General features: G+C 66.1%; 13 protein-coding genes. 10 read left to right on the forward strand and 3 right to left on the reverse strand.

Annotated elements, in window-relative coordinates:
• Positions 1-360: 360 nt before the first annotated feature.
• Together R5H29_RS12695 and maiA are read left to right on the forward strand one after the other, a co-directional pair.
• The gene (locus tag R5H29_RS12695; protein WP_019660949.1) at positions 361-1,350 is read left to right on the forward strand and encodes a fumarylacetoacetate hydrolase family protein; all 990 of its coding nucleotides are present in this window, start codon (positions 361-363) and stop codon (positions 1,348-1,350) included.
• A 14-nt stretch (positions 1,351-1,364) separates the two neighbouring features.
• Positions 1,365-2,033 (forward strand): maleylacetoacetate isomerase, encoded by a 669-nt coding sequence (gene maiA / locus R5H29_RS12700; protein WP_308305558.1) that lies wholly within the window; start codon positions 1,365-1,367, stop codon positions 2,031-2,033.
• A 33-nt stretch (positions 2,034-2,066) separates the two neighbouring features.
• On the opposite strand, the gene R5H29_RS12705 is transcribed toward maiA, so the two are convergent.
• The 3 genes from R5H29_RS12705 to R5H29_RS12715 all read right to left on the reverse strand — a co-directional run bounded on the left by R5H29_RS12705 (position 2,067) and on the right by R5H29_RS12715 (position 6,083).
• Entirely contained in the window at positions 2,067-3,563 is a 1,497-nt protein-coding gene (locus R5H29_RS12705) for a UdgX family uracil-DNA binding protein (protein WP_332329249.1), read from the reverse strand.
• Complete coding sequence (locus R5H29_RS12710) at positions 3,544-4,827, reverse strand: putative DNA modification/repair radical SAM protein (RefSeq protein ID WP_155028910.1); 1,284 nt, start codon at positions 4,825-4,827, stop codon at positions 3,544-3,546. The genes R5H29_RS12705 and R5H29_RS12710 overlap by 20 nt, the downstream gene beginning before the upstream one ends.
• Positions 4,828-4,955: 128 nt before the next feature.
• Positions 4,956-6,083, reverse strand: a complete 1,128-nt coding sequence (locus R5H29_RS12715; RefSeq protein ID WP_049416904.1) for a PilT/PilU family type 4a pilus ATPase — start codon at positions 6,081-6,083, stop codon at positions 4,956-4,958.
• A gap of 121 nt (positions 6,084-6,204) precedes the next feature.
• On the opposite strand from R5H29_RS12715, the gene R5H29_RS12720 reads away from it, so the two are divergent.
• The 8 genes from R5H29_RS12720 (at position 6,205) to R5H29_RS12755 (ending at position 14,423) form a co-directional block, all read left to right on the forward strand.
• Positions 6,205-6,570 (forward strand): DUF4398 domain-containing protein, encoded by a 366-nt coding sequence (locus R5H29_RS12720; protein WP_005415160.1) that lies wholly within the window; start codon positions 6,205-6,207, stop codon positions 6,568-6,570.
• Positions 6,567-7,451, forward strand: coding sequence for an OmpA family protein (locus R5H29_RS12725; protein WP_080375071.1), 885 nt, complete (start codon positions 6,567-6,569; stop codon positions 7,449-7,451). The genes R5H29_RS12720 and R5H29_RS12725 overlap by 4 nt, the downstream gene beginning before the upstream one ends.
• Positions 7,452-7,775: 324 nt before the next feature.
• A complete protein-coding gene (locus R5H29_RS12730) occupies positions 7,776-8,012 on the forward strand; it encodes a YdcH family protein (protein ID WP_005407964.1) in 237 nt (78 codons plus the stop codon).
• Between the two features lie 301 nt (positions 8,013-8,313).
• Positions 8,314-9,684, forward strand: a complete 1,371-nt coding sequence (locus tag R5H29_RS12735; protein ID WP_021202680.1) for a pyridoxal-phosphate dependent enzyme — start codon at positions 8,314-8,316, stop codon at positions 9,682-9,684.
• 123 nt (positions 9,685-9,807) lie between these two features.
• A complete protein-coding gene (locus R5H29_RS12740) occupies positions 9,808-10,983 on the forward strand; it encodes a cystathionine gamma-synthase (protein WP_197575769.1) in 1,176 nt (391 codons plus the stop codon).
• A gap of 59 nt (positions 10,984-11,042) precedes the next feature.
• Entirely contained in the window at positions 11,043-12,398 is a 1,356-nt protein-coding gene (locus tag R5H29_RS12745) for a glycosyltransferase family 4 protein (protein ID WP_329859091.1), read from the forward strand.
• Positions 12,391-13,185: an ABC transporter permease gene (locus R5H29_RS12750; RefSeq protein WP_197575767.1), complete on the forward strand. Its 795-nt coding sequence runs from the start codon at positions 12,391-12,393 to the stop codon at positions 13,183-13,185. The genes R5H29_RS12745 and R5H29_RS12750 overlap by 8 nt, the downstream gene beginning before the upstream one ends.
• Complete coding sequence (locus R5H29_RS12755) at positions 13,182-14,423, forward strand: ABC transporter ATP-binding protein (protein ID WP_332329250.1); 1,242 nt, start codon at positions 13,182-13,184, stop codon at positions 14,421-14,423. The genes R5H29_RS12750 and R5H29_RS12755 overlap by 4 nt, the downstream gene beginning before the upstream one ends.
• Positions 14,424-14,436: the final 13 nt, after the last annotated feature.

Consider the following 14,436-nt stretch of genomic DNA (forward strand, 5'->3'; position numbering starts at 1 on the left):
TTGATCGAATGAGATCCGACAGATCGCGGAAAACCGTCGATGGGGGGGGGGGGGGGGGGGGGGGGGGGGGGGGGGGGGGGGGGGGGGGGCGGCGGGGGGGGGGGGCGGCGCCCGCCCCCCCCGGCGGGCGGGGGGGGGCCCCCCCCCCCCCCCCCCCCCCCCCCCCCCCCCCACCCAACTCACAGGAAACCAGAGCGGCTTTGGCATTTGACGTTGCCCTGGCTTGACGCAGGTGCAGGGCTGCAAGCCCTGCCAAACCCCCCACTACGGTAGGGTGGGCCGATGCCGCGCTGCAGCTTGGCGTCGTCGCAGATTTGATTACACTTGAAACTTGTTTGCCCACGACTCCGGACACCCACCATGAAGCTTGGTTCCTTGAAGGAAGGCGGCCGCGACGGCACCCTTATCGTCGTCTCGCGTGACCTGCGCCACGGCGTGCGCGCCACCGGCATTGCCGCCACCCTGCAGCAGGCCCTGGAGGACTGGAGCCACATCGCGCCGCGCCTGAACGCCCTGTACGAATCGCTCAACGCTGGCGACGCCGATGGCGTGTTCGACCTCGATCCGCAGGCGCTGGCCGCACCGATGCCGCGTGCCTATGAGTTCGTCGATGGCAGCGCCTACCTGCCGCACGTCGAGCGCGTGCGCCGCGCCCGCGGTGCCGAGGTGCCCGAGAGCTTCTACACCGACCCGCTGATGTACCAGGCCACCAGTGCGGGCTTCTACGGCCCGCGCGATGCGGTCAAGGTGGTCAGCGAGGACTACGGCATCGACCTGGAAGCGGAGATCGTGGTGATCACCGACGACGTGCCGATGGCGGCCACCCCGGAACAGGCCGCCAGCCACATCCAGCTGGTCGGCCTGGTCAACGATGTCTCGCTGCGCAACCTGATCCCGGGCGAGCTGGCCAAGGGCTTCGGCTTCCTGCAGTCCAAGCCGCGTTCGGCGCTGTCGCCGGTGTTCGTCACCCCCGATGAGCTGGGTGCTGCGTGGCAGGACAGCAAGGTGCACCTGCCGCTGCTGACCCACATCAACGGCCAGTGGTTCGGTGCGCCGGAGGCGGGCGTGGACATGCAGTTCAACTTCGCCCAGCTGGTCGCGCATGCGGCCAAGACCCGCCCGCTGGGTGCCGGCACCATCGTCGGCTCGGGCACCATCGCCAATGAAGACACCAGCAAGGGTGCCTCGTGCTTCGCCGAGCAGCGCGTGGTCGAGACCCTGCGTGACGGCAAGCCGAGCACGCCGTTCATGTCCTTCGGTGACGTGGTCCGCATCGAGATGCTCGACGCTGCCGGCAACAGCATCTTCGGTGCGATCGAGCAGCGCATCGAACAGGCGGCCAGGCCCTGAGCATGGAGGCGGCGATGGAGATTCCGGTCGACGACGGCATCGTGCTGTACACCTACTGGCGATCCAGCGCCGCCTACCGCGTGCGCATCGGCCTGGAGCTGAAGGGCCTGGCCTGGGAGGCGCGGCCGGTGCATCTGGTGCGCGACGGTGGCGAGCAGCACCATGAGGCTTACCGCGCGCTCAATCCGCAGCAGCTGGTGCCGACCCTGCTGCATGATGGGCACACGTTGACCCAGTCACTGGCGATCATCGAGTACCTGGAAGAGCGCTTCCCACAGATGCCGCTGCTGCCGGCCGATGCTGCGGGCCGCGCACGGGTGCGGGCGCTGGCGCAGCTTGTGGCCTGCGATATCCATCCGATCAACAACCTGCGGGTGATGCAGTACCTGGAACGCGACCTGCAGCTGCCTGCCGACGCCCGCACGCAGTGGACCCTGCACTGGATCGCCGAAGGCTTTGACGCGATGGAAGCGATGCTGGCCAACAGCCGCGACACCGGCACCTTCTGCCACGGCGACCGTCCTGGCCTGGCCGACATCTGCCTGTTGCCGCAGCTGTACAACGCCCACCGCTTCGGCCTGGACCTGGCACCGTACCCGACCCTGCGCCGCATCGAAGCGGCGTGCCAAGCGCTGGACGCATTCGACCGCGCGCGTCCGGAACACCAGCCCGACGCTGCCTGACGGGCCGCTTCGCTCGCCGGGCGCGGCCCGGCGCTACCGGTCCCCGGTCCGTGGTAGCGCCGGGCCATGCCCGGCGGATGCCCCATCCCCTCGCAACATCTGCCGAAGGTCTTCCCGGAACAGCCGATAGCCGGCCTCGCGGCGTGCATCGTCGGTCTGCCGCAGCACCCACGCCGGGTGCACCGTGGCGTAGCCGCGGGTGCCGTCTTCGAGGGTGTGCCAGCGTCCGCGGTCGCGTGAGAGGTCGAAATCTCGACCGAATACCGAGGCTGCCGCAGTCGCGCCCAGGCACACAATCACCTGCGGCCGCACGCGCGCGATCTCACCCATCAGCCAGGGCCGGCAGGCCTGGATGTGACGGCTCTCCGGCCGCTTGTGCAGCCGCACCTTGCCGCGCCGCTCATGGTGGAAGTGCTTCACCGCGTTGGTGAGGTACAGCGTGGCGCGATCGATCCCCAGTTCCGCCAATGCGCGGTCCAGCACCTGGCCGGCAGGTCCTGCAAATGGCTGCCCACGCAGATCTTCGGTGTCACCGGGTTGCTCTCCGACCAGCATCACCCCGGCCCCTGCCGGCCCCTGTCCGAACACGGTCTGCGTGGCCTGCTCCCACAACGGGCATTGGCGGCAGGCGCTGGCCTGTCCGCGCAGATTGTCCAGGCTGCTGGCTTCGGCTGCCGATGCCGGAGGGTTCGCTCGCAGCGGAATCCTGCGTTGCGGTGCCTGCGCGGGACGGTCATGCATTTCCTGCACGCGGTCGGCGGCGTCGCGCACCAGGCGTGGCAGCAACTGTGCTTCAGGCAGGTGGCGCCAGTACTTGGCCGGCATCTCCTGCATCATCATCCGTGTGTTGAGTCGCGCCGGATTGAAGATGCTGGCGTAGTAGGTCTGCCACAGCGACTCGCGTGCATCCTCGGCCGGGGCGTCCTCGCGCCGTGCACCGGGGCCGAAGGCAAGCGCCTGCCCATCCCAGGCGACGCTGCGCGAAGGCGTGAGGATGGCCCAGCGCATGCCGGTGAAACGGCGCGCGAAGAACGGCGCGACCCGGTCGACGATGTGGTGCTGCGGCTCGAACCAGGCGATGAACGCATCAGGCTGGCCAGGCACTTCGCGGAAGCGCACGAATGCCTTCATCTTGTGCGTGTCACGGCGGACGGCCTGTGCCATGGCCAACGCCCGCAGTACGTCGGCATCGGCGGGGTTTGACAGCACCGAGCGTTCGTCATGGGTGATGCGCCACAGCAACCGGTACAGGAGGGCCATGCGCTGTCCGTCGCGATGGCACAGGCAGGTGGCCGCCAGCTCCAGGAAGTCGCGCGGTACCGTCGGTGCGCCAGCATCGGCCTGTGCGGGCGCCGAGGTGACCGCGGGCGCGTCCAGCAGTGATGCGTCGCTACCCTCGAGCCAGTCCAGCTGCTCCGGCGCGACGCCGCGCAGCAGGGCTTCGCGCGCACCGCTGCGCCAGGCGTCCAGCGACCATGGCGGATCCACCCGCAGCGACCAGCGCTGCGCGTCAGGCCGCGGACGGGGCATCGAACAGCGAACCCTGTCGCGGCGGCGGGGCCAGCTGCGCGCGCAGCGCCGCCGGGTCGTCCAGTGCTTTGCGAGGGTGATGGTCGGCCAGCAGCACGAACGGCAGCAGCTTGCTCATCGGTGCCTTCAGGCGCGCGATGTCGGCCACGCGCAGCCGCCCGTGACGGCGTGCCATCAGCACGCGCTTGACGTTGCGCACGCCAAGGCCGGGCACCCGCAGCAGCATCTCCTTCGGTGCCCGGTTCAGATCGACCGGAAAGCGCTCGGGATGGCGGATCGCCCAGGCCATCTTCGGGTCGATATCCAGGTCGAGCATGCCGTCCTGGGTGGTATCGGTAATCTCATCCACGCCGTAGCCGTAGAAGCGCAGCAGCCAGTCAGCTTGGTAAAGGCGATGTTCGCGCTGCAGCGGTGGCGGCTGCAGTGGCAGCTGCCGGCTGGCGTCCGGAATCGGGCTGAACGCGGAGTAGTAGACCCGGCGCATCCGGTAACTGCCGTACAGGCTGTCGGCGCTGGCCAGGATCTGCTGGTCGTTGGCCCCGTCCGCGCCGACGATCATCTGCGTGCTCTGCCCGGCCGGGGCGAAACGGGGAGGGCGCGGGCGTGCGCTGCGGCTGGCCGTCGGCGCCACCGCTGCGGGGGCCTTGCGCGCCTCCTTGGCTTCCTCGATGCGCCAACGCAGTTCGCCCATCGCGCCACGGATGGACTGTACGGTCTTCTCCGGTGCCAGCGCGCTCAGCCCGGCTTCGGTGGGCAGCTCCACGTTGATCGACAGCCGGTCGGCGTAGCGCCCGGCACTGGCCAGCAGTTCCGGCGACGCTTCGGGAATGGTCTTGAGGTGGATGTAACCGGCGTAGCGGTGTTCCTCGCGCAGTTGCCGCGCCACCTCCACCATCTGCTCCATGGTGTAGTCCGCATTGCGGATGATGCCGCTGGAGAGGAACAGGCCCTCGATATAGTTGCGCTTGTAGAAGTCCAGGGTGAGCGTGACCACCTCGTCTACGCTGAAACGTGCACGCGGCACGTTGCTGGAGACCCGGTTCACGCAGTAGGCGCAGTCGTAGATGCAGAAATTGGTCAGCAGGATCTTCAGCAGCGAAACGCAGCGGCCATCCGGTGTATAGCTGTGGCAGATGCCCATGCCCTCGGTGCTGCCGATACCGCCGCTGGCGCGCGAATCGCGCTTGCCCGAGCCGCTGGAGGCGCAGGAGGCATCGTATTTGGCGGCATCGGCCAGAATGGCCAGCTTGCGGATGGTTTCCATCGAGGAAACCTACGGATGAGCGGTCTCATTGGATGAGACCGCCCCTGAATTCTTCAGGAAAAGGGACGGAGGGCATCAAGTCGCACGTGTACAAACGACTTGATCCCCTCCGTCCCTTTTTCGTGCGATCAGAAGCCGTGGGTGATGCTGGGTGCGCCTGCCGAGAAATCGGCGTACGGGTCGTGCTCGCCGCTGCTGCCCTCGGACAGGCGGAACTTCAGGGCCAGGCCATCGCGCGAGTCGGCTGCGCGCAGCGCTTCCTCCTGCTCGATGGTGCCGGCCTTGGCCAGCCGGAACAGGCACTGGTCGAAGCTCTCCATGCCTTCTTCCAGCGAGGCTTCCATCGCCGCCTTGATCTCGTGCACCTGGCCGCGGCGCAGCAGGTCGCGGATCATCGGCGTGTTGATCAGCACCTCGGTGGCCGGCAGGCGACGGCCCTCCTTGTTCTTCACCAGGCGTTGGCTGATCACCGCACGCAGGTTCAGCGCCAGGTTCATCAGCACGTTCTTGTGCGCGCTTTCCGGGAAGAAGTTCAGGATGCGCTCGATGGTCTGGTCGGCGTTGTTGGAATGCAGGGTCGCCAGGCACAGGTGGCCGGTCTCGGCGAAGGCGATGGCCGCCTCCATCGTTTCCGCATCCAGGATCTCGCCGATCAGGATCACGTCCGGCGCTTCACGCATCGCGTTCTTCAGCGCGTTGTGGAAGGCATGGGTATCCAGGCCGACCTCGCGCTGGTTGACGATCGACATCTTGTGCTTGTGCAGGTACTCGATCGGGTCCTCGATGGTGAGGATGTGACCGGTGGTGGTGCTGTTGCGGTGGTCGATCATCGACGCCAGCGAGGTGGACTTGCCGGAGCCGGTGGACCCCACCACCAGCACCAGCCCGCGCGGGGTCATGATGACGTCCTTCAGCACCTGCGGAAGGTTCAGCTCCTCGATGCTCGGGATGCGGCTGCGGATGGCGCGGATGACCATGCCGACCTCACCCCGCTGCTTGAACACGTTGACGCGGAAGCGCCCGGCGTCGGGCAGGGCGATGGCCATGTTGAGCTCGAGTTCGCGCTCGAACTGCGGCACCTGGCCCTCGTCCATCAGCGAGTAGGCAATCTTCTTCACCATGCCCGGCGGCAGGCCGGTGTTGCCCAGCGGATAGAGCTTCCCCTCGATCTTGATGTAGACCGGTGCCCCGGTGGTCAAAAACATGTCCGAAGCGTTCTTTTCGGTCATCAGCTTCAGGAAGTAGCCGATATCCATTGCGAATTTTCCCCAACGAAACGGCCGACGCCCGTTGCCAGCACGGTGTCGGCTTGACGACAATGGCCGTGAACCGACAACCGGTACGGCCTCCCCAATGAAACGACTTAGCTTCGCACGAATGCGCCATGGCCTGTATGTGATGGCGTTTGCATTCGCACTGTCTGCCCCCGCCTGGGCGCAGGACGCCGCCCTGGAACTGGCGCAGGCCCGGCAGGCGGTCGACAAGGCCACCCAGGCCGATGCCGACCAGTACGCCCCGGACCTGATCGGGCTGGCCCGGCAGGGGCTGGAGCAGGCCCAGCGCGCCGCAGGCGACCGCCGCGAGCGCAAGAATGCGCCGGCGATGGCCCTGCGCGCCGCCGCCGATGCCGACCTGGCCCGCGTCCGCAGTGAGGAAGCCACCGTCACCGCGCAGCTGCAGCTGCGCCGCAACGAGGTCAACCAGCTGCAGCGCCAGCTGTCGACCGGGGAGGACCGCCGGTGAAGCCGATGACCGCCGCAACCCTGGCCGCGCTGCTGGCGCTGCCGACCCTGGCCACGGCCGCCGACAACCCGATGGTGGCGCAGCTGAGCCAGCGCCTGATGGCCATCCAGGCCAACCCCGATACCGCTGAGCTGGGCGCCTTCGAGCGCATGCAGGCGCAGCAGGCCATCGCCACCCTGGACAAGGCCAAGCGCCGCGACCAGGAGCTGGCCACGTACCTGGCCGAGCGCCGGGTCGAGATCGCCGAGACCGCCGTGCGCACCGCGCTGGCCGCGCGCGAGGTCGACCGCCTGGAGCGTACCCGCAGCGACCTGCTGATCGAGGCCAGCCGCCGCGATGCCGCCCGTGCCCGCCAGGAAGCCGAGCAGCTGCGCATGCAGGCGCAGATGCAGGCCGAGGAGGCCGAACGGTTGCGCCAGGCCGCCGAAGCCGAGACCCTGGCCCGCCAGGACGCCGAGAACGCCCTGACCAGCGTGGCCGGCAAGCAGCAGCAGCGTCTGAGCGCCGCACAGCAGAACGCTGCCAGGCTGGCCCGGGAGGAAGCCGAGCTGGTGTCCGGGCAGAAGCTGCCCGGTTCGAAGTTCGACGCTCGCGGTGAGGTCTTCACCTTCGGTGGTGACGCGTTCGCCGCAGGCGCCTCCAGCCTGTCGGGTGGCGCCCGCAACCAGGCCAAGGCCCTGGCCGAGTACCTGAACATCGGCAAGAAGGGGCGCCTGCGCATCGAGGCCTACGACAGCGCCAACGGCGTGGGCCAGAAGCGTGCCGAAGCGCTGCGCGACGCCCTGGTCGCGGGTGGTGTCGCCAGCAACCGCATCCAGGTCAGCGGCAAGAAGGCTGCGTCCACCCGGGCGCGCTCGGCCGAGGTCATCATCGCGCCGTAATGCATTGATATTGTTTGTTTTTCGTTGCGATGAGCATTCAGCCTGAACCCCGCCCCGGCGGGGTTCGGTCTTTTTGACGCAGGGGTCTTGTACCCCGCCTTGAGCAGGCGTAGGGTCAATCGTCCGGGACGCAATGCCGCGGACCGGACGATGGGAGGGCCGGGCCGATGCAAGCAGGGCGCGAACCGCAGCAGATCGACGTGCGCAGGCCAGTGCCGCAGGTCGTTGCAGGCGTCCAGGTGGCCATCGACCGGCGCTCCTCCATGAACAACGCCCCGTGCCTTTCGGCCGGGGCGTTCGTGTATCTGTCGAAGGAGGTCCATCATGTTTGAAGATCAGCCCCAGAGCGAGATCGACGCACGTCGCGCGCGTGATCCGGAGTTCAGGGCACTCCATGACCAGCACCGCAAGTTGAACAAGAAGTGCATGGACGCGGAGTTGGGTGTACTCCCGATCGATGATGTCACCCTGGGTCGCATGAAGCGCGAGAAGCTGCTGGCCAAGCAACGTCTTCTGCGAATGTACGAAACACCGCTCCCAACGACGTCCCCCACGCTTTGACGCACATCGTCGCGCCCGGAACGGCGTGACCCGGCCATCGATGGCCCTGCCGGGGGCTCCTGCCCTGGCATCGCGGCCGCGCCGATGAGGCGGCCGCGCCAAGGCACCACAGGCGGTGGTGCCTTGGCCTTCAGGCACAACTCACCGATGCGGGCGGCACCGGTCTCCTCGTCGATCCGGGGCCGTCCGCATCCCTTTTTTGCGGGCTTCCGGCCCCGCGGCGCAACGACCTGACATTCATCGCCATCCGACGGATAATCATCGGTCCGGCCCTGCGCGGCGCGAATCGAAAGTCCTCCGAATGCCCATTCATTCTTCCGTCCTCGAACTCATCGGCCAGACCCCGATCGTCAAGGCCCAGCGCCTGGACACCGGCGTCTGCGAGCTCTACCTGAAGCTGGAGAGCGCCAACCCGGGCGGATCGATCAAGGATCGCATCGGCCTGTCGATGATCGAGGCGGCGGAGCAGCGTGGCGACCTGAAGCCGGGCGCGACCCTGGTTGAAGGTACCGCCGGCAACACCGGCCTGGGCCTGGCGCTGGTGGCACAGCAGAAGGGCTACAAGCTGATCCTCGTCGTTCCCGACAAGATGAGCCGCGAGAAGATCTTCAACCTGAAGGCGATGGGCGCCGAAGTCCGCCTGACCCGCTCGGACGTGGCCAAGGGCCATCCGGAGTACTACCAGGACCTGGCCAAGACCATCGCCGAGCAGACCCCGGGCGCCTACTTCATCAACCAGTTCGGCAACCCGGACAATCCGGCAGCGCACGAATTCGGTACCGGCCCGGAGATCCTGGAGCAGATGGGGGGTGACCTCGACGCCATCGTGTTCGGCTGCGGCAGCTCCGGCACCATGACCGGCCTGTCGCGCGCGTTTGCCAAGCTGTCGCCCAAGACCGAGCTGGTGCTGGCCGATCCGGTCGGCTCGATCCTGGCCGAATACATCAACGACGGCGTGCTCAACGACAAGTCGGGCAGCTGGCTGGTGGAGGGCATCGGCGAGGACTTCCTGCCGTCGATCTCCGATTTCAGCCGTGTCAAGAAAGCCTATGCAATCAGCGACGCCGAGAGCTTCCACACCGCGCGCGAGCTGCTGGGCAAGGAAGGCATCCTCGGCGGTTCGTCCACCGGCACCCTGCTGGCCGCAGCGCTGAAGTACTGCAAGGAGCAGACCACGCCGAAGAAGGTGCTGGTACTGGTCTGCGATACCGGCAACAAGTACCTGTCGAAGATGTACAACGACTACTGGATGCTGGACAACGGCTTCCTGCAGCGCCCGCAGCACGGCGACCTGCGCGACCTGATCCTGCGTCCGTACGGCCAGCGCGACACTGTCGTTATTGGCCCGAACGACCTGCTGACCACCGCCTACCAGCGCATGAAGCTGTATGACGTGTCGCAGCTGCCGGTGATGGACGGTGACCAGCTGGTCGGCATCGTCGATGAAAGCGACGTCCTGCTGCATGTCTATGGCGACGAAGCGCGCTTCCGCGACACGGTTGCCACGGCGATGGTCAGCAAGCTGGACCGGCTGGACGTGAAGTCGCCGATCGAGGCCCTGCTGCCGGTGTTCGACCGCGGCCAGGTGGCGATCGTGATGGACGGCGATGCTTTCCTGGGCCTGATCACCCGTATCGACCTGCTGAACTATCTGCGCCGTCGCGTGCAGTAAGCCGCCGATCACGGCAGTTCACCGCTGAATTCCGGTTTATTCGCGTCAAAGCTCGTTAAGGCTGCGCTGATAGACTCCCGATCCTTTGACGGCGCCGCACGTCGGCGCCATTCAGGAAACGACATGTCCAACTCCTCTTCGCCCGACCGTGCGCTGGCCCTGGCCACGCTGGCCATCCACGGTGGCCAGTCGCCCGACCCCAGTACCGGTGCGGTGATGCCGCCGATCTACGCCACCTCGACCTATGCCCAGTCCAGCCCGGGCGAGCACCAGGGCTTCGAGTACTCGCGCACGCACAACCCGACCCGTTTCGCCTATGAGCGTTGCGTGGCGTCGCTGGAAGGCGGTACCCGTGGCTTTGCGTTCGCTTCGGGCATGGCGGCCAGCTCGACGGTGATCGAGCTGCTGGACGCCGGCAGCCACGTGGTGGCGATGGACGATATCTACGGCGGCAGCTTCCGCCTGTTCGAGCGCGTGCGTCGCCGCACCGCCGGGCTGGATTTCAGTTTCGTCGACCTGACCGATCTGGCGGCGTTCGAAGCCTCGATCACGCCGAAGACGAAGATGGTGTGGATCGAGACCCCGACCAACCCGATGCTGAAGATCGTGGACATCGCCGCGGTCGCTGCCATCGCCAAGCGCCATGGCCTGATCGTAGTGGTCGACAACACCTTCGCCTCGCCGATGCTGCAGCGCCCGCTGGAACTGGGCGCTGACCTGGTCCTGCATTCGGCCACCAAGTACCTCAACGGTCACTCGGACATGGTCGGCGGCATGGTGGTGGTTGGCGACAACGCCGAACTGGCCGAGCAGATGGCGTTCCTGCAGAACTCGGTGGGTGGCGTGCAGGGCCCGTTTGACAGCTTCCTGGCCCTGCGCGGCCTGAAGACCCTGCCGCTGCGCATGAAGGCACATTGCGCCAACGCGCTGGCCCTGGCCCAGTGGCTGGAAAAGCACCCGGCGGTGGAGAAGGTGATCTACCCCGGCCTGGCCTCGCACCCGCAGCATGAGCTGGCCGGCAAGCAGATGGCCGGCTACGGCGGCATCGTCTCGATCGTACTCAAGGGTGGGTTCGAGGCGGCCAAGCGCTTCTGCGAGAAGACCGAGCTGTTCACCCTGGCCGAGTCGCTGGGCGGTGTGGAAAGCCTGGTCAACCACCCGGCGGTGATGACGCATGCCTCGATCCCGGTCGCACGCCGGGAGCAGCTGGGAATCAGCGATGCGCTGGTGCGGCTGAGCGTGGGTGTTGAGGAGTTGGGGGATCTGCAGGTGGATCTGGAAAAGGCGTTGGGCGGCTGACCGCACCCCTGTCCTCCATGACGCCCCTAGACTCCTCTCCGGTTGCTGCATCGGTACGCATGCTTGCGTGGCTGCGCAGTCAGGCGTGGCTGCGTCGTGCCTACCATCTGTTGCCGACCGGCCTGCGCGAAGGTGCGCTGCGATTGTTTTCGCGGCGACTGCAGGCGCGGACGCGCTTCGAGCGCACCGCAGCCTGGGAGAGACAGCTGCAGCCTGTCGGCGACGTTGTTGCTGGCGCAGCAGGACGTGGAGCGGACCTGCCCGGGGTCAACATCCTCGGCTATATCCATGGTCAGTTCGGATTGGCTGAAGCTGCGCGCAGCTACGCGCGCGCATTGATCGAACAGGGTGTGCCGGTGGCGCTTCGCGACATCGATCTTGGCCTGCCGAACGCCCGCGACGACCATGCGCTTGATGCGTACCTCGACGATACGATGCCGCACGCGGTCACCATTATCTTCGTCAACCCGGATTATCTGGCGCAGGCCCTGGCGAGCATCTCGCTGGCCCGCGGGCAGGGGCGCTACCTCATCGCCTGCTGGTTCTGGGAGCTTGAACGCCTGCCTGACAGCTGGTTGCCGGCCTTGGAGCTGGTGGATGAAGTGATGGTGGCCACAGGCTTCGTCGAGAAGGCCGTGGTTCATGCTACTCGTAAGCCGGTGATGCGAATTCCGATGCCGCTGGGTGTCCTCAACGACAGTGGGCTGCAGCGTGTGGACTTCGGCCTGCCGGAGGACGCCTTTGTCTTCCTGACGTCCTTCGATTTCAGCTCACGGATGGAGCGCAAGAACCCCGAAGCGGTGATCCGTGCCTTCCGCGAGGCATTCCCAACGCAGCGCCGCGATGTCCGCCTGCTGGTCAAGAGCAGCAATGGCCATCGCTTCCCGCATCTGCTCAAGCATTTGCTGGCCCTCGTCGACGGCGACGAGCGCATCATCATCCGTGACGAGGTCATCGCACGCGAGCATCTCAATGCACTGCAGCGTTGCTGCGACGCTTATGTGTCGCTGCACCGCGCCGAGGGTTTCGGCCTGGGCCTGGCCGAATGCATGGCCATGGGCAAGCCGGTGATCGCCACCGGTTGGTCGGGCAACATGGAATTCATGGATGCCGATTCGGCCGGACTGGTCGATTTCACACTTGTTCCCGTGCGTGAAGGGGAATACCCGGCGGGCAAGGGGCAGCGCTGGGCCGACGCGCAGGTGCCGATGGCTGCAGCGTGGATGCGCCGGCTGGCCGATGACCCGGGCTTCGCCGCCGAGCTGGGGCAGGCAGGACGCACCCGCGTCGAAGCAATCCTATCCACCCAGGCCGCTGCCAGCGGCCTCATTGAACGCGTTCGCCAGCTTCAGGCCAACGCACGTACTGCGCAGGACACCATGCAGACAATGAAGCACGAGGCAGGTAATGAGTGACATGATCCGGTCCATCTGGGCCTACCGGTATTTCATCCTTTCGTCGATCAAAAATGAACTGCGGGTCCGCTTCATCCGCAGCAAACTCGGCGCATTGTGGATGATCATCCACCCGCTGATGCAGGTCGTCATCTTTGCCACGATCCTGTCGGAGGTACTCTCGGCGAAGCTGCCCGGCATCGACAACAAGTACGCCTATGCGTTGTACCTGATGGCGGGGACGCTGTGCTGGAGCATGTTCTCCGAGACGGTCGGCAAATGCGTGTCGCTGTTCGTGGACAGCGGCAACCTGATGAAGAAGATGGCGTTCCCGCGCATCTGCCTGCCCTTCATCGCCGGCGGCACGATGCTGGTCAACAACCTTCTGCTGCTCGTTGCGATCTTCGTGGTGTTCGCCGTGCTCGGCCACTACCCGGGAGCGCAAGCGCTCTGGCTGCCGATCCTGATCCTGATCACGCTCTTCTTTGCGATGTCGATCGGACTGCTGCTGGGTGTGCTGAACGTGTTCATGCGTGACATCGGGCAGGTGGTGCCCGTCGTGCTGCAGGCGCTGTTCTGGCTGACGCCGATCGTCTACAACATCCGCATCCTGCCTGAGCACGTGCAGGGCCTGTTCAAGTTGAATCCGTTGTACCCGCTGGTGAGCAGCTACCAGAACGTCCTGCTCTACGACCAACCGCCGGTGTGGGCTGACCTGGCCTGGCTGGTTGGCGCCGCATGCGTGCTGGCGCTGGCATCGTTGATCGTTTTCCGTCGTGCCAGTCCCGAGATGGTGGATGCACTATGAGTGGTGAGTTGCGTGTTGAAGGCGTAGGCAAGGCCTACCGGGTGTGGGGCAGCGAATGGCTGCGCGCAGCGAGCTGGTTCGGCCTGCCAACCCGCCCGCGCGAAGAGCACTGGGTCCTCCGGGACGTGTCGTTCTCGATCGCGCCCGGCGAAGCGGTGGGTGTGATCGGGCAGAATGGTGCCGGCAAGAGCACGTTGCTCAAGCTGATCACCGGTACCGCACAGCCGACCGAGGGGCGAGTCAAGCGTACCGGCCGGGTCGCGGCCATCCTTGAGCTGGGAATGGGCTTCAACCAGGACCTTACGGGCCGGCAGAATGCTTTCCATTCCGCGGGTCTGATGGGGTACAGCCAGGAGCAGATCGCCGAAGCCATGCCGGGCATCGAAGCGTTCGCGGAGATCGGTGAGTACTTCGACGAGCCGGTGCGGACGTACTCAAGTGGCATGCAGGTGCGCGTCGCATTCGCGGTCGCAACGGCGTTCACCCCAGACCTTCTGATCGTCGACGAAGCCCTCTCGGTGGGTGACAGCTACTTCCAGCACAAGAGCTTCGACCGCATGCGGCGCTTCCGCGAGGAAGGCACCTCGATCATGCTGGTTTCCCACAGCCCCGGCGACGTGAAGGCTCTGTGTGACCGGGTGATCCTGCTCGACAAGGGACAGGTGCTGAAGGACGGTGCACCGGACGAGGTGATCGATTTCTACAATGCGCTGATCGCCCGCAAGGAGAACGAGAAGCTCAGCGTTGAGCAGCGTCGTGACGAGTCGGGTTGGGTCACGACTCGCAGTGGCAGCGGCCAGGCCGTGGTCAGCAGCCTCAAACTGGTCGACGCAGGCACTGGCAATGAGGTTGCTCTGGCGATGGTCGGACAGCAGCTCAGGCTGGTGCTCGAAGCAGAAGTGCGGGCGCCACTGCCCAGTCTGGTGCTGGGCTTCATGATCCGCGACAAGCAGGGGCATGTGGTCTGGGGCAGTAATACCTGGCACACCGAGCAGGTTCAGAGCAACGTGTCGGCAGGCGAACGGCTGCGCTACATGCTGGATTTCACCTGCCGCATGGGGCCGGGTTCGTACTCGGTTTCGCCGGCACTGGTCAGCAGTGACACCCACATGATCGACAACTTCGAATGGGTCGACAATCTACTGGTATTCGAGGTGATGAATGCGGATCACCCCATGTTCATTGGCAGCAACTGGCTGGACGCCGAGTTTTCTGTCGAACGCAGCGCCGTCCTCTGAACTCTCCGGGTAA

The organism is Stenotrophomonas sp. A3_2, from assembly GCF_036624925.1.
GTDB classification, from domain to species: Bacteria; Pseudomonadota; Gammaproteobacteria; order Xanthomonadales; family Xanthomonadaceae; genus Stenotrophomonas; species Stenotrophomonas hibiscicola.